The sequence below is a fragment of the Providencia sp. PROV080 genome (assembly GCF_033688105.1).
Classification (GTDB): domain Bacteria; phylum Pseudomonadota; class Gammaproteobacteria; order Enterobacterales; family Enterobacteriaceae; genus Providencia; species Providencia zhejiangensis.
Map to the genome: position 1 here is coordinate 1,478,556 of NZ_CP096346.1, position 20,479 is coordinate 1,499,034.

Here is a 20,479-nt window from a genome sequence, read left to right on the forward strand (position 1 = left end):
TGAAGGTTGATTTTGATCAAGCTATCTATTATCACCTTATGAAACCTTTGCAGGTAATCGAATAACATTATAAGATGTATTTAATATGCAACTTAAAGGTGATGATATGAGCGAGTTAGTTTGTTATAAAACCATGCCGGTATGGGATAAAGCTTCTCTGCCTCTCATGTTCCAAGAGCGCCACAACACAAAAGAAGAGACTTACGCGCAACTGAAAGTGCTAAAAGGTTCTCTTGATTTTGTTATTTTTGCTGATGATGGGAGTGAGCAAAAATTCACATTTGATGTTGATAATCAACCTCCGGTAATTGAACCACAAGTTTGGCATCGAATTTCATCCTGTAGTGATGATATGCAATGCCAACTCTCTTTCTTGTGCCATCCTGACATTAAATTCTATAAAGAACACGGATTAACTATCCCACATTCTGAAGTCAGATTTTTATGTGAAAATAAACTATCTCAACCATGCAAAACATTAGACTTAGGTTCAGGAAGAGGTCGTAATAGTTTTTATCTTGCGCTGCAAGGTTATGATGTCACTGCGGTAGATATTAATCCACAGCATATTCAAGCTATTGATTTGGTGAAAAAACAAGCGGGTATAGAAAACATTAAAACCGCAATTTATGATATCAATAGCCACCAAATCAAAGGTGATTATGATTTAATTGTTTCAACCGTCGTTTTAATGTTTTTACAGCGTGAAAACATAGCCGATATCATTGCCGATATGCAAGCTCACACATTACCTGGCGGTATTAATGTCATTGTCTGTGCAGTAGAAACACCGAACGCACCTTTAGACTTAGTTCCATTTAAATGTTTTCTTAAAGCAGGGGAATTAAGCGGATATTATAAAGATTGGGAAATTCTAAAATATAATGAGGATCCAGGTCATCTTCATAGAACTGATGCACAAGGTCAGCGTATTAAACTCAATTTCGCTACCTTAATCGCGAAAAAGAAATAAGTGCTTATTGGTTAATGATGGCGGGATGTATACCATCCCGCCAATGAGTTAGGCTTGATTTACCGTTTTTGTTTGCTCTTCTGATTTTTCTGCTGCACTTCGTTGTAATGTTCTTTCTAATAAAACAGAATAAAGCGGTCTACCGCCGAGTAGTTGTGCGACCATAGTTGCACCTAAACAAGTAATAATCATCGGTAAAATCAGTTGATAATTACTGGTCATTTCAAGGACAAGAACTAGCCCTGTTAATGGTGCCCTAACGGTTGCTGCAAATAATGCTCCCATACCCGCAATAGCAAAAGTCCCTATTTCAATTTGATAATCAGGAAAAATTTCTAAAACACAGTAACCATAGATCCCACCAAAAAGTGTGCCTAATGCGAGTAAGGGTGAAAAAATGCCTCCTGGGGCTCCAGAACTAAAACTGATCGTTGATGTTAGAAAGCGTAAAGCAAAAAATAGAATTAAAAGGGAGATTGTAAAGCTTCCCGCCATCATCTGATGGATCATTGAAAAGCCTCCCCCCACAATTTCAGGCGCGTAAACGCCAATAGCACCACAGCTACCACCAATTAACCCCCCCATTAATACAAAGCGGGATACTTTATTTTGATAGAAGGCGAGAAACTTAGTTTGCAGGTAGAGTAAAAAATTATTAAAACAAATACCCACGACACCAAACAACAGCCCTAAGACTAAATAAAGCCATAGCGTGTTTAGCGGGGCAGATGAAAATTGTCCGATGTTTAGAATCGCTGCTTGGCCACTGATTAACTGGTAGACAATCGTAGACGTGATTGAGCCAATAAAGACAGCTTTGATGGAGATCAGGCTGTATTTAAATTGTGGGCGCATTTCTTCAATGACAAATAAAATACCAGCAAGCGGTGCATTAAAGGCTGTTGATAAACCAGCTGCTGCGCCTGCGGCTAATAGGGTGTGACGTGACTCATTATTTTTAACGCGAAAAATATCATAAAACATTTGGCTTATATTAGCCCCCAGTTGTACGGTAGGGCCTTCACGGCCCAGTACCATTCCGGAACCTAAAGCTCCTAGTCCACCAAAAAATTTAACGGGGATCACTCTCCACCAACGGACTGGGCGTAAATCTTGCAAAGCCCCTTCGATTTCTGGGATACCTGAGCCTCCAGACTCCGGAGATATTTTTTTCACTAAATAGTATCCCACCATCGCTAATATGGCAGATACAGCAAACATGGCTGGAATTATTAGCCATTTATCAGTGACCAGTTCACCAACAGTGCTACTTCTGTAGTTGCTTACCCAAGTTGTCCCTAATTCAAACAAAGAACCAATAAGGCCCACAAATGCGCCAATGACTGCGGCTAAAAGTAAAATCGTCACTGGTGTCTTATTAGACTCTTTCAATCGTCTGAGTATTCCAAAACGATATTTCATTGCAGATTGGCTAATGGGACTTTGTTCGGACATCTTTTTATGACTCTCTATATTGGTAATGAGTAACAAATAGTGATTATTTTAGCACAACAGTAAGTTCGCTAAACCATACCATAAATTTATTGTTAGGTATTTTATTTAAAAGATAACGTAAACCAAACGAAATTTTTCTAATTTAAACTATTGGATAATGATGAGTTATGAATGATTAAGAAAAAGATTATGAAGATTAATAGCTAATTATTTATAGAGGGTGCTTTAAGCTATTTAAGCGTAATAATAATAAGTAATGCTCTAATTTTTATTGAGATTGTGACTTAAATAATCAGTAAGCTAATATTTAGCTCCGTTAGTGACGAATAATTAGGTTTAACGATGCTTAAATTTTTAGATATTTATCCTTCAATCGATATTGTATCTGGCTATGCAATGGTTTCTCAGACTGCAATTAAAATAACGCAGGGTAAACACTATAATAAAGCACAAGTTGATAACAAGATCCTTGGAACCCCAGTTGAAGTCGTTAATCGCTGGCAAAATGCTGGCGCCAAATACGTTCATATGGTTGATTTGGATGCGGCTGCTGGTAAAGGTGACAATTATCAATCCATTAAGGAAGCCGTTGTTAAAGCGAATGCGCAAGTGCAAATTTGTGGGGGGATACGTGACGATGAAACATTATCTCGAGCACTTAATTTAGGTTGCCAAAGAGTGAATATCGGTACGGCAGCGCTGGAAAATGTAGCTTGGTGCGAAAAGGTGCTTATGGAATATGGCGACAAGATCGCAATAGCATTGGATGTTAAACAAATAGAAGGACAATATTATCTTACAAGCCGAGGGTGGAATATCATCAATAAAATGCTATGGCCCGTTTTAGAAAGGCTGAACAAAATAGGCTGTCAACGTTATGTTGTAACCGACGTTGACAGAGGTGGGATGCTTTCCTCTCCTAATTTTGATTTATTACAGCAAGTTTGTAATAAAACGGCTTCTCCGATTATCGCTGGTGGTGGTGTGGCTTCACTTGATGATATTAAAAAATTATCGACTATGCGTAGGCAAGGTATTGAAGGGGTCATCCTTGGTCAAGCGCTTCATATAGGCTTAATAAATTTACCTAATGCATTATTGGCTACCAAGAGTCACGATATTGAATAGAGAGCTTATTTATGAGTCAGTTATTTTCTGTTAGTGCGGAAAATATTAGCTTATTAGGCAGTTTGATTTCTCCTGTAACTAATGCTCGCTTTTATAAAGCATATCGATATTTACCAAAGTTATTTTATTATGAAAATGGTGTCATTAATAGCCGAGGAGAAGTTTATTATCAAAAATTGAATTGTAATCAAATTATTTATCAATTAATGGAATTGAAAAATCAATATTTAATGGTCCCAGATATTGAATCTGAGAAGGTCATAAAGTATGTCATTGCTGACCATATGTTTTCTAAATTGCTAAGAATGTTAGACTTTATTATTGGTAATAATGATGAGGATAGGGATGTTATTAACGGATATATAAAAGCAATTGATTGGTGTGCGACAGTGATTATAAATTTCATCATGGGAACTGATTTACCTAAATATCTAGGTGAAATGGAGAGTCTCAGTATAAATTCAAATTTAGGGTTAAAGTATCCAAGAGAACAAATAGAGGGAGATAATCATTTTATTTCATTAACATCTGCATTATGGTTAACTGAACAATATGATTATATCGTTGGTATTGCATTAGGGGGAGTAGGGTGCTCTGCGCTCATATCTTGCTATTTAAAAAAGCCTTTAGGAATAATTAAGCTATCTCATTATGATGAGGTTAATATAAACAAGAAAATACCCTTTTATCGTAGTTGGGAAGGAGCAGGTAAGATACTCTTAGTGGATGATAATTGTGGAAGTGGGCGAACCCTGAGTCATGCTAAAAAATATCTCAAACAAGTCACGATGAATGATATTTCAACTTTTGCAACAGAGTTACATTGGGAAAAATTTTTTAGAAAAAAAGTCTATCAGCATCCAGAGAATATCTTTAATCCTAAAATGCTAACTGAGCTTTCGCCTTGGTGTTTTCGACATTTTGAATTAATAAATTTGTTAAGGAAAAAAGAAAAATATCATACGGAAACGGCACGTATCACAACAGCCGACTGGATAGATTATTCGCTGACGATTATTTCGCTATTAGAAAAAATACTTCCAGAAGAAAAGTATTTATTAAACCTGAAAAGCAAGTTTGAACTTTTCATGAACAATAACCAATAAAGGACAATTATGGGGAAGTCACATATAATATGGGATTGGAATGGTACGCTTTTAGACGATGTTCATATCTCTCTTCTTGCAGCAAATAAAGTATTTAATCAGTTAGGCTTTAAAGAGTTAAGCTTACATGAATATCGAGAGAACTACTCTGTTCCGGTGAACATTTTTTATCATAATGTGATGGGGAGAGAACCGACTAAATCGGAATGGCAAACAATAGGTGATGTATTTAACCAATATTATAAACCCAATGTTAGAACGGCCTATTTATCTAGAGGGGCTATTGAAGCATTACAATATAGAAATAAAAATAAGTTCACTCAATCAGTTTGTTCTTTAATGGAACAAGACGAACTTAACCAAAGTATTTTTGATACACAGGTATCTTCATATTTTAATTTAGTGGAAGGGCGGACATTACCTTTATTAAAAAAGGGAAAATCCGAACAACTTTCATTGCATATAAAAAAATTAAATATTTTACCATCACGGTGTGTTGTGGTTGGTGATGCCGCAGATGATGCATTATCTGCTTTTGAAGTAGGGGCTAAAGCGATTCTTTATACTGGTGGGACTCATTGCGCTGAGAATTTAGCTAAGACAGGAGCCTATCTTGTTGATTCGCTTTTAGGAGCTGCAATGTTAGCAGAAGATATTGTTTAAATAGATAGGAGGATAAATGTTGTATTCAGTGGTTGGGTTACAGTTTGGGGATGAAGGCAAAGGCAAGTTTGTTGATTATCTTGCGGGAAAAATAAAACATATCGCAAGGTTTAATGGCGGCGCCAATGCTGGTCATTGTGTACAAGTAAAAAATCAACGACAGTCATTTTCACAGCTACCCGCTACCTTATATCAAGGAAATATGTATATTTGCCAAGGGGCATTAATCAGTCTTGAAATTTTAATTAGCGAAATAGAGCGTCTTAAGCAAATTAGACAAGATATCTCCATTTATATTGATTATCGATGTCATATTGTCTTACCGATTCATGCTTCATTGAATCAAGCATCCGAAAAATTCAAAGGAAGTCGCAAGATTGGTTCTGTAGGGCTTGGGATCGGTGCATGCTTTGAAGATAAAGCCAATCGGCATGGCATTCGTCTCTATGATGCGCTTGATAAAATAAAACTTCGTGAAAAATTAGCTTTCCTGTGGGATTTAAGGGAAAAACAGATCACATATGTATTTAATGACACATTAACGCTAGAGTTTGAAGATGTTGTAGAACGCTTATATGAACAATGTCAGTATATTAAACCTTACCTTGCTTTTACGGATAAAAAAATACGTCAATTGCTTGGGGATAATAAGGATGTTTTGCTTGAAACATCTCAAGCGACCTTTTTGGATAATGCATTTGGTTCCTATCCTTATACCGTTGCTTATCAAACATTGGTGCAAAGTTGCTTTTCTATTATCGGTATACCTGCTTCACCGATTCATGTTTTAGGAGTAATGAAAGCTTATATGATCAGAGTTGGTAATGGCCCATTCCCAACCGAATTACATGATGATGCAGCAATTAATATTCGTGAACGTGGAAATGAGTATGGTACGGTTTCAGGGAGGCCAAGGCGTTGCGGATGGTTAGATCTGAATTTAATCAAACAGGCTATTGAGCTTAATGGTGTAACAGAATTAGCGATAACAAATGTGGATGTATTAGCAAATGTAGATGAAATTAAAATTGCTATAAATTATATGAAAAAAGATAAGCCTATTACTTGTGAAGCGGCTTTATTAAATTTATCAGAGGTGACACCAATATATTATACATTTCGAGGTTGGCCTCAATTAAAGGGGAACTATCATAGCCGATTAGAATTACCTGTAGAATTACGTTTATTTTTATCATTTATTGAAGAGCATACAAATAAAAAAATTCGTTACATTTCGTATGGGGCCGATAGAGATAAAACAATTATTTGTCATTAAGTTAAGAAGAAAATTATGATAAATTATGTAACTGGTTTTATGTATTCACCAGATGCAACTCAGGTTGTGCTGATAAAAAAACGTCAACCAGAATGGCAAAAAGGAAAGTTTAATGGTGTAGGCGGAAAAATACATCAAGGAGAACCCCCTGAGGAGGCTATGAGGCGCGAATTTTTGGAAGAAACAGGGGTAATGACTGCCGTATCCGATTGGCGATGTTTTTTAATTCTTACAAATCCTGATAAATATCGTATATATATGTTTTCTACTTATAGTGAACAATTTACTCAGGTTAAGACAGTTGAGAAGGAAGAAGTCAGTGTTCATCACACAGCGTCATTACCAAAAAATAAAATTGCTAATTTAGCTTGGTTAATTCCATTATCTCAGGACCAAAAAATTATTTTGGATACACCATTAACAATAGATTGTCGTTAATAAAAATCCGAAGTCTTGTAAATTCACCCCATAATGATTATCAAAATGGGGGTGAATTATTTAATTTAAAACTGGTAGATGAGACCTAAGCCAAGTACATTATCAGTATTGATCTCATAATCACGAGTAAATTCTTTATCTTTTAATAAATTGATTTTGTAATCAATAACAGCGGTCATATTTTTGTTGAAATCATAAGCAGCACCAACTGCAATATATTTCACCAAATCTTGACTACCGTAGGTGCCGAGATTTTTACCTTTAGATTGGTTGTAACCAAGAGAAGGGGTTAAACCGAAATCGAATGAATACAATGCAACAACTTCTAAGTTCTCTGTTTTATTTGCGATAGATTCAGAATCATCACCACCAAAGCGAGTTGTATTTAGGGTTTGACCATACATTGCAGCTAAATAGAGTTCATCAAGCTCTAATTTACTACCAATATTCCATGCTTCAGCACGTTTACCCGTTGCCCCGACAGAACCATTTTTTTGACTTGGCGTACGTGATGAGTTCGAATAACCCCCACCGATAGATATACCCCAACCTAGTTCATAGGCTGTAGAAAAACCGTAACCATCACCATTATTATCTAATGAGCTGTCGCCAGTTGATTTGTTTTGGTCACCATTTTTACCTTGATATTGCAGAGCAAAACTCAGACCATCAATATAACCAAATGCATTATTATTGCGATAAGTTAATAAATTACGGTTACGACTCATCATATATGTGTCTTCTTGGTCCATAGTATCTGCTCCCCACAGAGGTAATACATCGGTCCAAGCATTCGTATCATAGATCACACCATAATTGCGGCCATAGTCCACAGAACCAAAGTCGGCAAATTTCAATCCTGCATAGGCCAATCGATTCTGGTTTTCGTTATCCGATTCCGCTTTATGAGTTGTTGTTTCCCATTCGAAACGGCCAAAACCAATGAGTTGGTCAGTAATTTGAGTATCACCTTTAAAGCCTAAACGAACGCGTGAATCATCCCCATCTTCACCACTTTTAGCATCTGCAAAATAGTGTCGAACGTCAATTTGACCATACACATCAAGCTTATTGCCATCTTTATTATAGACTTCAGCGGCATTAGCAACACCAGCAGCGAATAACGCTGGGATCGCTATCGTAATAATATTATTTTTTTTCATGACTAATCCTTTAACCCAATAACTATATAAGTGAAATTTTGCCTATCTAACAAGTTAAGCGAGGGTATTATCAAGTGAATAAATCAAATCTTGCAAGCACTAATTAGACTAAAAATGACACTATATACATTAAGTACACTGCAATAAGGCTAATTTTCCCTATTTTATTAGGTAGATAGATGTAAATAGTTCTCATTCAATGAAAACATTAATATAGATCAATAAACCTTCAGATAAGCTTCAAATCCCTCTTCCTTATTATCGAAAAAGGTTTAATCTTAATGTTGTATATAAAATGCAACTTATGAGGCAATGAACATGTACTGTGTGCAATGTGAACAAACAATTAGAACTCCAGCTGGAAATGGCTGTGCATACGCACAGGGTATGTGCGGTAAAACAGCAGAAACGTCAGATCTACAAGACTTATTAGTTGCGGTGTTACAAAGTCTCTCTGCTAGCGCTGTAACAGCACGTGAATTAGGTATTATTGATCACGACGTAGATAGTTTCGCCCCTAGAGCGTTTTTCTCAACATTGACAAATGTTAATTTCGATTCAGAACGTATTATTGGTTATGCTCGAGAAGCTATTTATTTAAGAGATAAATTAATCAAGCAATGCCAAGCAAAAAATAGTGCTATTGTATTTAACCATCCTTTAATTAATATTCAGCTTAAAGGTAATGATATTATTGCATTGCAAAAACAGGCTGAAGATTTTGCACTTGATATTGATAAAGCACAAGTTGGTGATGATATTCATGGTTTACGCATGCTTTGTTTATATGGTTTAAAAGGTGCAGCGGCTTATATGGAGCATGCGCATGTATTAGGCCAATATGATAATGATATCTATCGCCAATATCATGAAATTATGGCGTGGTTAGGTACGTTACCCGCAAATATGAATGAGTTGCTTGATAATGCGATGGCTATTGGCATGATGAATTTTAAGGTAATGGAAATTCTCGATGCTGGAGAAACTGGAGAATTTGGTCATCCAGTGCCAACAGAAGTGAATGTTCGCCCAGTTGCGGGGAAATGTATTCTTATTTCAGGGCATGATCTAAAAGATTTGAAAATGCTATTAGAGCAAACCGAAGGTACAGGTATTAATATCTATACCCATGGTGAAATGTTACCTGCACATGGCTATCCGGAACTGAAGAAATATTCACACCTTGTCGGTAATTATGGTAGTGGCTGGCAAAATCAGCAAACCGAGTTTGCTAAATTTCCAGGTCCTGTTCTGATGACCTCAAACTGCATTATTGACCCAGATGTTGGGCAATATAAAGACCGTATTTGGACTCGTAGTATTGTGGGTTGGCCTGGAGCCAAACATTTAACCGGTGATGATTTCTCTGAAATGATCAACCAAGCTTTAGCCATGAATGGTTTTCCATACACAGAAATTGAGCACAAAATTACGGTTGGATTTGGGCGTCAAACATTATTGAGTGCAGCTGATACAGTGATTGATCTTGTCTCTCAGAAAAAACTACGTCACGTATTTTTGGTTGGGGGATGTGATGGTAGCCGTGGTGAGCGTAGCTACTACACTGATTTTGCGCGTAGTGTACCTGAAGACTGCTTAATTCTCACATTGGCGTGCGGTAAATATCGTTTTAATAAATTAGATTTTGGCACTTTAGAAGGCTTACCTCGTTTATTAGATGTTGGACAATGTAATGATGCATATTCCGCAATCATGCTTGCTGTAAACTTAGCAGAAAAATTAGGTTGTGGCGTTAATGACTTACCGTTGAGTTTAATCCTATCTTGGTTTGAGCAAAAAGCGATTGTTATTTTATTAACGCTATTATCGCTCGGTGTTAAAAATATCTATACCGGCCCAACAGCACCAGGATTCTTAACTGAAAACCTATTAAACATACTGAATGAAAAATTTGGAATGCGTAGTATTACGACTGTTGAACAAGATCTAGCTGAAATTCTGCCTGCATAATATTAAGTGTGATAGGGGAAATTTATTTCCCCTAATTGGAGTGATACCATGACAATGCCGAGTAGTTTATGTCCAAATAGAATGCAGATACATTCTATCCATCAAGAAACTTCCGATGTATGGACGATTAATTTAATTAATCACGACTTTTATACCTATTCTCCGGGACAATACGCTCTTGTTAGTATTAAAAATAGCGATGAAATCATGCGTGCTTATACGATTTCATCGACCCCTGGACAAAGTCGTTTTATTACTATTACGGTCAGACGATTAGAGCAAGGAACGGGGTCATGTTGGTTAACGAGCTCGGTAAAGCCAGGTGATTATCTATGGCTTTCAGATGCGCAGGGTGAGTTTACTTGTGCTGAATTAAATAGTGATCAATATTTGATGTTAGCTGCTGGCTGTGGTGTAACGCCAATTATGTCGATGGTACGTTGGTTAATGGCATACCGCTCTCAAGCTAACGTAAAAGTTTTATTTAATGTGCGAGATGAGCAGCAAATTATTTTTGCGGATGAGTGGCAACAATTAATTGCACAATATCCATCACGATTACAGTTATGTATTATGCCGGAATCTCCTGATCATGGAGGGGTTGCGGAAGGGCGTTTAACCCTTGAAAAATTATCTGCATTAGTGCCAGATATTTGTTCTCGCATCGTCATGACGTGTGGGCCCACACCTTATATGAAAAATGCCCAGCAATTTGCAAAAACGTTAGGTGTGCCACCTGAACACTTCTTCATGGAACGCTTCTCGCTAGAACCGGAACCGATTGCCAGTGAAGAGACCATTACCTTAAAAATTCGTCAACGTTTGGTTGATTTTAAGGTTCCGGTGGGAACGTCTTTGTTATCGGCTTTAGAACAAAATAAACAACCAGTGATTGCTGCTTGTCGCGCTGGTGTTTGTGGGAGTTGTAAAACAAAAGTATTATCAGGAAATTATACAACGACCAGTACGATGACATTAACAGAGGAAGAGATTGCCGCAGGGTATGTTTTGGCTTGTAGTTGTCAATTACAAGGCGATACAGAGATTGCGTAAATAAAACAATTAAATGAACTGTCTCATTATATATCCCACTAATAATGAGACAGTGACTTATAGACAAGTTATTAAATAACTATACATACGTAGTTATAAGTTATTATATAAAAATCACTATGTAATTTTTATTAGCGTTAAATTTGTTTACTTTAAAACGGGTCCTTCAGGCATAAAATAAACCGATAATTTACTTAATGCATTTATAGCTGAGACGGCTATCTCTTTATTTGGGTCTTGGCAAAGATTGATAATACGAACAATCGCTTCTTGGTATTCAATCGTTGCTTTATAATCTCCCAAAGCTGCTATTGCAGCGATTTTGATCTCATCATTAACGCGAAATGTTAGATTCGTCAGCATACCGACAATAGTTCTGTCCATAATTAAAACTTCACTCTTTAATTAACTTGAAGATATTTTAAATTAAAATTATATATATTAACTTCCAAATTGATCGTTTATTTAATGTTTTTATTTTGAAAACATCAAAAATGAGACTTTTTTTCGAGTTAAATAATGCATTAAGTGCATTCTCTTATTTTTTTATTTTCTTTGATTGAGTTAGTTAATTAAAGTAAGTAAATTTATCGTTGAATAAATTTACCTGTATTATGGATTTTATTGTTATTTATTTTCGTTCAATAAATTCTAATGAGCTAAATTAATATGTTCAGTTTTATTCGTTTGGCGAACATCTCATAATAATATAAAACAGCGAAGAAAACTTTTTTTGCCTTTATTCTTATGGGGTTATGAAGATAACTATTCAAGTGCTACTTTCTATTGGTTATTATGAACAATAGCAGTAAATAGCGTATTATTTACTAGGAGAAAAAATAAAAAAAACATCAATGGTTACATTTTGTAACACCAAGAATTGTTGTTATACATAAACCTAAACAAAACTTAAACAAGGCTATGGTCATCGGAAATTAACCGTATTTTCGGGGTGGTAATTAATCATCTTATGGTTATAATTCGCGTCGCATCAAAAGTGCAGTATCTCGTTAGGCGAGGCTCCTATACAAACACAGGTTACTGATCTGACGACGTCGAGAGACGCCCAAGATCAGGACAGGATATATCGACCGAAGGTATATCCCCATGTAACTTCCAATATATGTGTTGGATACGTTGTATAGTGCTAAAACCGAGACGTAGAGATAGCCATCGCATTCTCTCATCTGGTTTCGCCCCTATGTGAGTACTGTTTGAGTAAACAACAGTAACTAGGGACTAATAAAATGACATTCACTACCCAGAACAAAGCGGGATCTGTAGCAATCGCTCAGTCCGCAATGAAAGGCGCACGCCTGAATACCAACAACACTCAGCAACCAAAAATTGACGACGCAACTGTCAGTGCATATATGAGCCAATCTTATTTGCCTGTTTCTATTGCAGATTCAGTTGATTGCGTGAAAAAAAATCTGATCGAACATTTAGAGGGTGAGCAAATTCCTACGTATTTGTTCGTTGTGGATCAGGAAAATTATTTAAATGGTATCCTTTCCGTTAAATCATTATTAGCAGCTGAAGAAAATTTGCTTGTGTCTGATATTATGCGTCACAACTACTTTTCAGTTTCTCCTGAGCAATCACGTCATGATGTTTATGATTTGATTAATCATAGTGGTTTAGACATGATACCGGTTGTACAATTTGGCAAATTGATGGGGGTTTTAAGACCTCAAGATATCGCTGAATTGATAGAAGATGAGAATACGTTAGATGCACAACTTCAAGGTGCGACAACACCACTTGAAGAGCCTTATTTAGCAACAAGCCCAGTGACATTATGGCGTAAACGTGTTGTATGGCTATTGATGCTATTTGTTGCAGAGGCTTATACAGGCACAGTGTTAAAAGCTTTTGAAGAGCAATTAGAAGCCGCAATCTCTCTTGCTTTCTTTATTCCATTACTGATTGGAACAGGGGGAAATAGCGGAACACAAATCACTTCTACGCTTGTCAGAGCGATGGCATTAGGTGAGGTTAGCTTACGTAATCTAGGTGCAGTCCTGAAAAAAGAAGTATCAACATCGTTTTTAGTGGCAATAACTATCGGTGCCGCTGCTTTAATTAGGGCCTGGATTTTAGGCGTTGGGGCTGAAGTCACTATTGTTGTGAGTTTAACGATTGTTGCAATTACTATGTGGAGTGCGATTGTTTCTTCTATTATCCCAATGGTATTGAAGAAATTAAAAGTGGATCCGGCTGTTGTATCAGCGCCATTTATTGCGACTTTTATTGATGGAACAGGTTTAATTATTTACTTTGAAATTGCCAAATTGGTGATGACGGAGTTCGCCTAAAGACACACCATCGATATGATGCGGCAGTGTTATTTAACATCTGCCGCAACCAACGAAATAGTCTGTTTTAAGACTTCACCGCATTTTCGACACAAATACTGATTCTCCCCTCTAACAACTTTATTATGCCTTCTGATCGTTAATTCATGTGATGTCGTACAAGCACAATAATAAGTAAAAGTTCGGCTTTTCACTGAAGAAACTGCAAAATGATGAGTTCGATTCGCTGGAACTTCCAAAATCTGTTCCATCATCCATTTCCATTCATGGCCATGGGGTGCAATACCTTGTCGGCCAAACATACGATAGACTAATAAGTGCGCTAATTCATGGGGAATAACTTGCTCAATAAAGAGATCACCATTTTCAATCAGTAGGATTGAGTTTAAGCGGATTTCCCATTCTTTTAAGTATGCGCTGCCAGCCGTTGTGCCTCGTTGTTTATAGTTAACTGTTGGTTCTGGAAATGTTTTTTCCAGTTTTTGTTGTGCTAAGTGAAGCTTTTCACGCAGTGTATGCATGACTTTCTGTTGAAGATAGATAGGGACGCGTACTGTTTTCATGATGGCAAGAATAATATAACCCGACCTAGAGAAACAAGTCTTATTGACTATCATTATATTAAATAATATATTGTTTAATTATATAATATATAGAGGTATATCATGAGCGATAATTCTTCAGAACTCGTGCTCTCTGCAATGAAGCAGGCCGCAATACACACATCGTCGTTATTGAAAACATTAGGTAACCCTGATCGGCTGTTGCTGCTGTGTCAGTTAACGCAGGGAGAGGCCTGTGTGAGCGAGTTAGAAGCCTCATTAGGTATACAACAACCCACGCTTTCTCAACAATTGACGGTGTTACGTCATGAAGGCCTTGTGGTAACACGCCGTGAGGGGAAGCGTATTTATTACGCTATTGCGGATGAAAAGCTTTTTACACTGCTAAATACACTCTATCAACTTTATTGTCCTGTACAGGAGAAATAACAATGTCTATTGATTGGGCTAATTTCACTCCGTGGTCAGCCGCCGCAGGAGGAGTATTGATCGGCGCCGCGGTCTCACTATTACTTCTTTTAAATGGCAGGATTGCCGGTATCAGTGGCATTTTAAGTGGAGTATTGAAACCTATCGCCGGTGATACGGCTTGGAAAGTTGCATTTATATTAGGCATTATGATTGCTCCATCTTTATTTATTCTCTTCTTTTTTTCACCTGAAGTCACTATTACCACAAGCACACCCATTATTATTCTTGCAGGATTACTGGTCGGGTTTGGTACAAGAATGGGCAGTGGATGTACAAGTGGTCATGGTATTTGTGGCATGGCAAGGTTTTCTCGTCGCTCTATTGTTGCGGTGGTGACTTTTATGGTGGTGGCATTTGCGACAGTGGCACTGATAAATTTCTTTGATTTAAGAGGATAAAGGTATGCCTATCGTTATCGCCTTAATCTCAGGTTTATTATTTGGCTTGGGATTATTATTAGCGGGTATGGGAAATCCAGCAAAAATTCTGGGATTTTTAGATATTACAGGAAATTGGGATCCATCGTTGTTAGTGACAATGGCTGTTGCAATGGGAATGAGTGCGATTGCCTTCGCTGTCGCGAAAAAACGCCAAGTCAGTTTATTAGCGTGTCCAATGCAGATCCCAACAAATCAAAAAATTGATAAGCCACTCATTATAGGTAGTGTGTTATTTGGATTGGGGTGGGGGCTAGCGGGTATTTGTCCTGGACCAGCACTATTATTAACGGGAATGGGGATAACTCAAGGCATCGTTTTCACGTTAGCAATGATAGCGGGAATGTCTATTTTTCAAATAACCAAAAAATAAATATAAGCCCCATGACAAGCGGGGCTTATACCTTTATTCGTAAATTAAAAATATCGATTAACTTTTGCTCCCCTTCTTTTTTATCATATGAAAATAAATATAAGCTTATTTAAAAATATACTTATCATGATAAATATTTCACTTTTCCTATTGAACTTTTCATAAAACACCCTTGTTAAACACACAATAATATAAATGAACAGCGCTTTCATAAATGAATGAACTGTTCAAAAAAATCTATTTAAGTGAATATCAGAGGTGGGTTATGAAAAAGCAATTTCAGCAAGTCCTTTCCTTAAACTGTTTATGTTCATTATTACTGATAGCTTCTCAATCTGTTTTCGCTCATGGTTATCCCACTGTTTTACCATGCCGAGTCTATTGACTTCAGCTCATCACACAACGGAGCTAAAAAGTACAAATTGTGGCACGTAAGTATCCGATGACTGCACTGAGTATTGCGTCATTCTTGCCGTATGGAATGTTTATGATTCTGTAAATGCTTTTTGTGAATCAGTCAGTGATGTCATATCTGCCATTAATGTAGGAATAAACGCGATACCAACAGGCATTAATAGTTGGTATTTCCGGCTAAATTGAGGAGTTAGATATGCTTAAACTATATAAAGTACTTCTTACCATGCTTGTAAGTCATTTTGCTAGCCAATTTTCGTATGCTGCCCTTCCGGGTAAACCCTCTATTCAGTGGGGAGAGAGCGTTTACAGTCTAGTCACTGTTTCTAGTGATGCGACCGCTTATGAAAAGTTGGTGACAAGAAAAACTGCCGTTGATGTTGAAGTGAGCTGGGCTCTATGGAATGGTGATTATGGAACGACAGCTAAGGTTTATTTAGATAGTAAAGAAGTATGGAGTGGCGCATCCACAGGTGCATCAGGTAAAGCTACAATCTCAATTTCTAAGGGGGGTAAATATCAATTACAAGTTGCGTTATGTAATGGAGATGAATGCAATCTAAGTGATGCAAAAGAAATTATCGTTAAAGACACCGATGGAAGCCATCTTGATCCGCTTAAGCCGCAGTTATTAGAAAATAATAAAGCTTATACACAAAATTCAGGCAAAGTTATTGCCGCCTATTTTGTTGAGTGGGGCGTTTACGGGCGGAAATTTCCAGTTGATAAGATACCCGTACAAAATCTAACCCATATTTTATATGCTTTTATTCCTATGTGTGGTGGTAATGGGATTAATGATAGCTTAAAAGAAATTGAAGGTAGCTTTGAGTCGTTACAAAGATCATGTTCTGGTCGAGAGGATTACAAGGTTAGTATTCATGACCCATGGGCAGCCCTTCAATTAGGGCAAACTGGTACTGTTGATCCATATAAAGGGAATTTTGGTCAACTCATGGCAATCAAACGTGCTTATCCAGATTTAAAAATATTACCTTCGGTGGGTGGATGGACATTGTCAGATCCATTTTATGCGCTAAAAGATAAAACGAAACGGGATACTTTTGTCAGTTCAGTAAAAGAGTTTCTACAAACATGGAAGTTTTTTGATGGCGTTGATATTGACTGGGAATATCCCGGTGCAAATGGAGCCAGTGTGACATTAGCGTCAGATAAGGATGGTGAAACCTATTTATTACTGATGCAAGAACTCCGTGCTATGTTGGATGAATTAGAAAAAGAAACCGGACGCCAATATCAATTAACTTCCGCAATCAGTGCGGCCAAAGTGAAAATTGATAAAGTTAATTTTGGGTTGGTACAAAAATCAGTCGATCATTTCTTTATGATGAGCTATGACTTTTATGGTGCTTTTGATTTAAATACACTGGGTTATCAAACCGCTCTTAATGCATCAAGCTGGCGGCCTGATACTGAATATACAACAGTCAATGGTGTGAATGCATTATTAGCACAAGGTGTTGATCCAGGGAAAATTGTGGTAGGTGCAGCGATGTATGGCCGAGGTTGGACTGGCGTAAATGGCTATACTGCGGGTAACCCTTTCACGGGCAAAGCGACAGGCCCAATAGCGGGAACGTGGGAAAATGGGGTTGTTGATTATCGCCAAATAAAAAATCAGTATATGAGTGGAGAATGGGTATATAGCTATGATGCTGTAGCGGAGGCTCCATATGTATTTAAAGCATCAACAGGCGATTTAATTACGTTTGATGATGAACGCTCAGTACAAGCGAAAGGAAAATATGTTTTAGATAAAAAACTCGGCGGATTATTTGCATGGGAAATTGATGCAGATAATGGTGATATTTTGAACAATATGAATTCTAGCTTAGGTAATAGTCTCTCTAAATAAGTGATTGTATGATTTAATATAGAGGGAGAATATTTCCCTCTATATTGGTGATTGTTTGAATGTTAGTTTTTTCATTGATAATAAATATATATTTTGGGATTTTTTAATTGTTTTATCTAATCAATATTTTTTGTTGTGTTTTTATTTATTAATTATATATCAAGTAAAAAGGTTGGTTGTTATTAAATAAATAGATTAGGATATTTCTTGATTGTTTATTATCGACATTATGATAGTTCTATATCTGAATTAATTTAATATTCATGCGCTGAAATCATTGTATTAGCTATTTTAAATTAATAGGAGCTTATATGAGTAGATTATCCGTGGATGCAATTAATATAATAAGTACTATCAAAAAAACAGGATCTTTTTCAACGGCCGCAGATGTATTACATAAAACACCTTCAGCAATTTCATATCAAGTATTGAATATAGAAAGCCGTTTGAATGTGAAGCTTTTTCACCGTAATGGGCCTATAGTGCGTTTGACTAAAGAAGGGGAGTTTTTATTGCAAGAAGGCGCATGGATCTTAAATGCAATGCAAGATCTTGAAAATAGAGTAAGGAATATCCCCACGCTTGATAATCAAATCCGTATTGTGGTGGAAAAATTTTTACCACTCGATATCTTTGTGCAAGATATTCGAGATTATATTAATACGAATGGAGATGTTCATATTTCTATTCAAAGGGAGGCAATGACGGGGGCATGGGATGCATTAAAAGAGAATAGAGCCGATTTTATCATTGCTCTAGGCTATATCCCTGAAAATATAAAAGCCAGTACTCAACTCCTTGGCAAAATTAGTTTTTCACTCTGTGTCTCTCCTTCACATCCTTTCGCATCACAAAGGAAAATAATTACTAGAAAACAATTACTCAATGATATTTATGTGGAAATTGCGGATAGTAGCCATGAGTTATCAATTAATAAAGAAAAAGAAATGACATTGGAGCGACAAATACTGGTTTGTGATTTAGAAAGTAAATTAATATTACTGAAACGCGGGATTGGTTATGGTTTCATTTGTCCCTTACATATAAAGAACGAGTTAAAAAATCAAGAACTCGTTATTGTGCCTGTAGAAATACCTAAAGATGATCAATTTATTTGGTTAGCTTGGCATCCCTCAAGTAAGGGGGGCAATTTCTCTTGGTGGAAAGAGCGATTAATCAAAAAAATAGATACATCAAGTTTTGTCGAAAATTTGTCTAAATCATAATAGAAGATATGTTAAATATTTTTCGGTTTGTGAGGCTGAGTTATGCTGAGCTACCCTAGTTATTATGATACAACCTATCTCTAGGGTTGGCTTATTTTATTATTTAGATATTGAACTATTGAGTTTTCTACTAAATTAGTTCAATTCATTTATTGAATTGAGCTGGTATTCTATGATTAATAGGGAGTGACAGTGACTAGATTGAAGGAGAGCGGATATTTTTAGGGCTATTCAGCGTGTGTAAATATTAAATCTATATTTCAATGAGTAGCAAAATAATCGAACATATTGAGTGTTAAAAAATAAACCCCAGCATTGTGGGGCCTATTTTTATTATCAGAGCCTTTTGTTTTATTTCAAACCGGCAGCTTCACGTAAAATAGCCGCTTTGTCAGTTTTTTCCCAAGGGAATTGAGAACGACCAAAGTGACCATATGATGCAGTTTGCTGATAAATAGGGTGTAGCAAGTCCAGCATTTGAATGAGTCCGTATGGGCGTAAATCGAAAAATTCACGTACTAACAGAACCAGTTGTGCCTCTGGAACTTTACCTGTGCCAAATGTTTCAACCATGATAGAGGTTGGCTCAGCCACACCAATTGCATAGGATACTTGGATTTCACAACGATCCGCTAAACCAGCTGCAACAATGTTTTTTGCAACATAGCGTGCCGCATAAGCAGCAGAACGGTCGACTTTAGAGGGATCTTTACCAGAGAATGCTCCACCACCATGACGAGCCATACCGCCGTATGTATCAACGATAATTTTTCGGCCAGTTAAACCGCAGTCACCCATTGGTCCACCAATAACAAAACGACCTGTTGGGTTGATAAAGTATTTTGTTGTTGGAGCTAACCATTCAGTTGGAAGAACGGGTTTGATAATTTCTTCCATCACCGCTTCATGTAAATCTTGCTGTTTGATGTCTTCAGAATGCTGAGTTGATAATACAACAGCATCAATACCAACAATTTTGTTGTCGTCATATTGGAATGTTACTTGGCTTTTCGCATCTGGGCGCAACCATGGTAATGTGCCATTTTTGCGGACTTCAGCTTGGCGCTGTACCAAACGGTGAGCATAAGTCACTGGTGCAGGCATAAGAACGTCAGTTTCATTTGTCGCATAACCAAACATAATACCTTGGTCACCAGCACCTTGTTCTAATGGGTCTGCACGGTCAACACCTTGGTTGATATCTGGTGATTGTTTACCAATCGCACTTAAAACCGCACACGAGTTCGCATCAAAACCCATGTCTGAGCTGGTATAACCAATTTCGCGAACGGTTTTACGTGTGATCTCTTCAATATCAACCCAAGCGCTGGTGGTGATTTCTCCCCCAACCATCACCATACCTGTCTTGACGTAGGTCTCGCAAGCAACGCGAGCTTTTGGATCTTGCTCAAGAATCGCATCAAGAACCGCATCAGAGATTTGATCGGCAATTTTATCAGGATGCCCTTCCGATACAGATTCAGAAGTAAAGAGATGTGTAGCCATGAGATTAATACCTTAGAATTCGCTGATTGTAATTGGATGTTTTAACATCTAGACGTCTATTTTAATATT

At 37.0% G+C, this 20,479-nt stretch carries 19 protein-coding genes and 1 riboswitch; of the genes, 14 read left to right on the forward strand and 5 right to left on the reverse strand.

The genetic code is table 11. The features are described from left to right. Nucleotides 1-85: 85 nt before the first annotated feature. Nucleotides 86-973, forward strand: a complete 888-nt coding sequence (tehB, locus tag M1F03_RS06360; protein WP_251463820.1) for an SAM-dependent methyltransferase TehB — start codon at nucleotides 86-88, stop codon at nucleotides 971-973. 48 nt (nucleotides 974-1,021) lie between these two features. Here tehB and clcA read toward each other — a convergent pair whose 3' ends face one another. Next, nucleotides 1,022-2,428 (reverse strand): H(+)/Cl(-) exchange transporter ClcA, encoded by a 1,407-nt coding sequence (clcA, locus tag M1F03_RS06365; RefSeq protein WP_154624033.1) that lies wholly within the window; start codon nucleotides 2,426-2,428, stop codon nucleotides 1,022-1,024. Nucleotides 2,429-2,770: 342 nt separating this feature from the next. Here clcA and M1F03_RS06370 point away from each other — a divergent pair, with 342 nt between their 5' ends. The 5 genes from M1F03_RS06370 to M1F03_RS06390 are packed head-to-tail and all read left to right on the forward strand — an operon-like array spanning nucleotide 2,771 to nucleotide 7,039. Further along, nucleotides 2,771-3,556 (forward strand): HisA/HisF-related TIM barrel protein, encoded by a 786-nt coding sequence (locus M1F03_RS06370; protein WP_251463822.1) that lies wholly within the window; start codon nucleotides 2,771-2,773, stop codon nucleotides 3,554-3,556. A gap of 11 nt (nucleotides 3,557-3,567) precedes the next feature. Continuing rightward, complete coding sequence (locus tag M1F03_RS06375) at nucleotides 3,568-4,662, forward strand: phosphoribosyltransferase family protein (RefSeq protein WP_251463824.1); 1,095 nt, start codon at nucleotides 3,568-3,570, stop codon at nucleotides 4,660-4,662. Between the two features lie 9 nt (nucleotides 4,663-4,671). Further along, nucleotides 4,672-5,325 carry an HAD family hydrolase gene (locus M1F03_RS06380; RefSeq protein WP_251463826.1) on the forward strand — a complete coding sequence of 218 codons (654 nt, stop codon included), beginning with the start codon at nucleotides 4,672-4,674 and terminating at the stop codon, nucleotides 5,323-5,325. A 16-nt stretch (nucleotides 5,326-5,341) separates the two neighbouring features. Continuing rightward, nucleotides 5,342-6,601 carry an adenylosuccinate synthetase gene (locus tag M1F03_RS06385; RefSeq protein WP_154635591.1) on the forward strand — a complete coding sequence of 420 codons (1,260 nt, stop codon included), beginning with the start codon at nucleotides 5,342-5,344 and terminating at the stop codon, nucleotides 6,599-6,601. Nucleotides 6,602-6,616: 15 nt separating this feature from the next. Beyond that, nucleotides 6,617-7,039 carry an NUDIX domain-containing protein gene (locus tag M1F03_RS06390; protein WP_196713385.1) on the forward strand — a complete coding sequence of 141 codons (423 nt, stop codon included), beginning with the start codon at nucleotides 6,617-6,619 and terminating at the stop codon, nucleotides 7,037-7,039. A 65-nt stretch (nucleotides 7,040-7,104) separates the two neighbouring features. Here M1F03_RS06390 and M1F03_RS06395 read toward each other — a convergent pair whose 3' ends face one another. Further along, nucleotides 7,105-8,202 (reverse strand): porin, encoded by a 1,098-nt coding sequence (locus M1F03_RS06395; protein ID WP_154624038.1) that lies wholly within the window; start codon nucleotides 8,200-8,202, stop codon nucleotides 7,105-7,107. 318 nt (nucleotides 8,203-8,520) lie between these two features. Here M1F03_RS06395 and hcp point away from each other — a divergent pair, with 318 nt between their 5' ends. Together hcp and hcr are read left to right on the forward strand one after the other, a co-directional pair. After that, the gene (gene hcp / locus M1F03_RS06400; RefSeq protein WP_154624039.1) at nucleotides 8,521-10,173 is read left to right on the forward strand and encodes a hydroxylamine reductase; all 1,653 of its coding nucleotides are present in this window, start codon (nucleotides 8,521-8,523) and stop codon (nucleotides 10,171-10,173) included. Between the two features lie 48 nt (nucleotides 10,174-10,221). Next, nucleotides 10,222-11,226, forward strand: coding sequence for an NADH oxidoreductase (hcr, locus tag M1F03_RS06405; RefSeq protein WP_154624040.1), 1,005 nt, complete (start codon nucleotides 10,222-10,224; stop codon nucleotides 11,224-11,226). A gap of 147 nt (nucleotides 11,227-11,373) precedes the next feature. Here the strand turns inward: hcr and M1F03_RS06410 are convergent, their stop codons facing one another. Beyond that, nucleotides 11,374-11,610, reverse strand: a complete 237-nt coding sequence (locus tag M1F03_RS06410) for a HEAT repeat domain-containing protein (RefSeq protein WP_154635590.1) — start codon at nucleotides 11,608-11,610, stop codon at nucleotides 11,374-11,376. A gap of 615 nt (nucleotides 11,611-12,225) precedes the next feature. Next, nucleotides 12,226-12,399: riboswitch (M-box (ykoK) riboswitch) on the forward strand. 74 nt (nucleotides 12,400-12,473) lie between these two features. On the opposite strand from M1F03_RS06410, the gene M1F03_RS06415 reads away from it, so the two are divergent. Then, nucleotides 12,474-13,544, forward strand: a complete 1,071-nt coding sequence (locus M1F03_RS06415) for a magnesium transporter (RefSeq protein ID WP_163860880.1) — start codon at nucleotides 12,474-12,476, stop codon at nucleotides 13,542-13,544. A gap of 29 nt (nucleotides 13,545-13,573) precedes the next feature. Here M1F03_RS06415 and M1F03_RS06420 read toward each other — a convergent pair whose 3' ends face one another. After that, nucleotides 13,574-14,107, reverse strand: a complete 534-nt coding sequence (locus M1F03_RS06420) for a SprT family zinc-dependent metalloprotease (protein WP_154622146.1) — start codon at nucleotides 14,105-14,107, stop codon at nucleotides 13,574-13,576. A gap of 102 nt (nucleotides 14,108-14,209) precedes the next feature. On the opposite strand from M1F03_RS06420, the gene M1F03_RS06425 reads away from it, so the two are divergent. The 5 genes from M1F03_RS06425 to M1F03_RS06445 all read left to right on the forward strand — a co-directional run bounded on the left by M1F03_RS06425 (nucleotide 14,210) and on the right by M1F03_RS06445 (nucleotide 18,904). Further along, nucleotides 14,210-14,536 carry an ArsR/SmtB family transcription factor gene (locus M1F03_RS06425; protein ID WP_251463828.1) on the forward strand — a complete coding sequence of 109 codons (327 nt, stop codon included), beginning with the start codon at nucleotides 14,210-14,212 and terminating at the stop codon, nucleotides 14,534-14,536. 2 nt (nucleotides 14,537-14,538) lie between these two features. Further along, nucleotides 14,539-14,976, forward strand: coding sequence for a YeeE/YedE family protein (locus M1F03_RS06430; protein ID WP_154623688.1), 438 nt, complete (start codon nucleotides 14,539-14,541; stop codon nucleotides 14,974-14,976). A 4-nt stretch (nucleotides 14,977-14,980) separates the two neighbouring features. Further along, nucleotides 14,981-15,388: a DUF6691 family protein gene (locus M1F03_RS06435; RefSeq protein ID WP_154623689.1), complete on the forward strand. Its 408-nt coding sequence runs from the start codon at nucleotides 14,981-14,983 to the stop codon at nucleotides 15,386-15,388. Between the two features lie 610 nt (nucleotides 15,389-15,998). Continuing rightward, complete coding sequence (locus tag M1F03_RS06440; RefSeq protein ID WP_154635544.1) at nucleotides 15,999-17,678, forward strand: glycosyl hydrolase family 18 protein; 1,680 nt, start codon at nucleotides 15,999-16,001, stop codon at nucleotides 17,676-17,678. Nucleotides 17,679-17,989: 311 nt separating this feature from the next. After that, the gene (locus M1F03_RS06445; protein ID WP_154622999.1) at nucleotides 17,990-18,904 is read left to right on the forward strand and encodes a LysR family transcriptional regulator; all 915 of its coding nucleotides are present in this window, start codon (nucleotides 17,990-17,992) and stop codon (nucleotides 18,902-18,904) included. A gap of 351 nt (nucleotides 18,905-19,255) precedes the next feature. Here M1F03_RS06445 and metK read toward each other — a convergent pair whose 3' ends face one another. Then, nucleotides 19,256-20,410, reverse strand: coding sequence for a methionine adenosyltransferase (gene metK, locus M1F03_RS06450; RefSeq protein WP_154622998.1), 1,155 nt, complete (start codon nucleotides 20,408-20,410; stop codon nucleotides 19,256-19,258). Nucleotides 20,411-20,479: the final 69 nt, after the last annotated feature.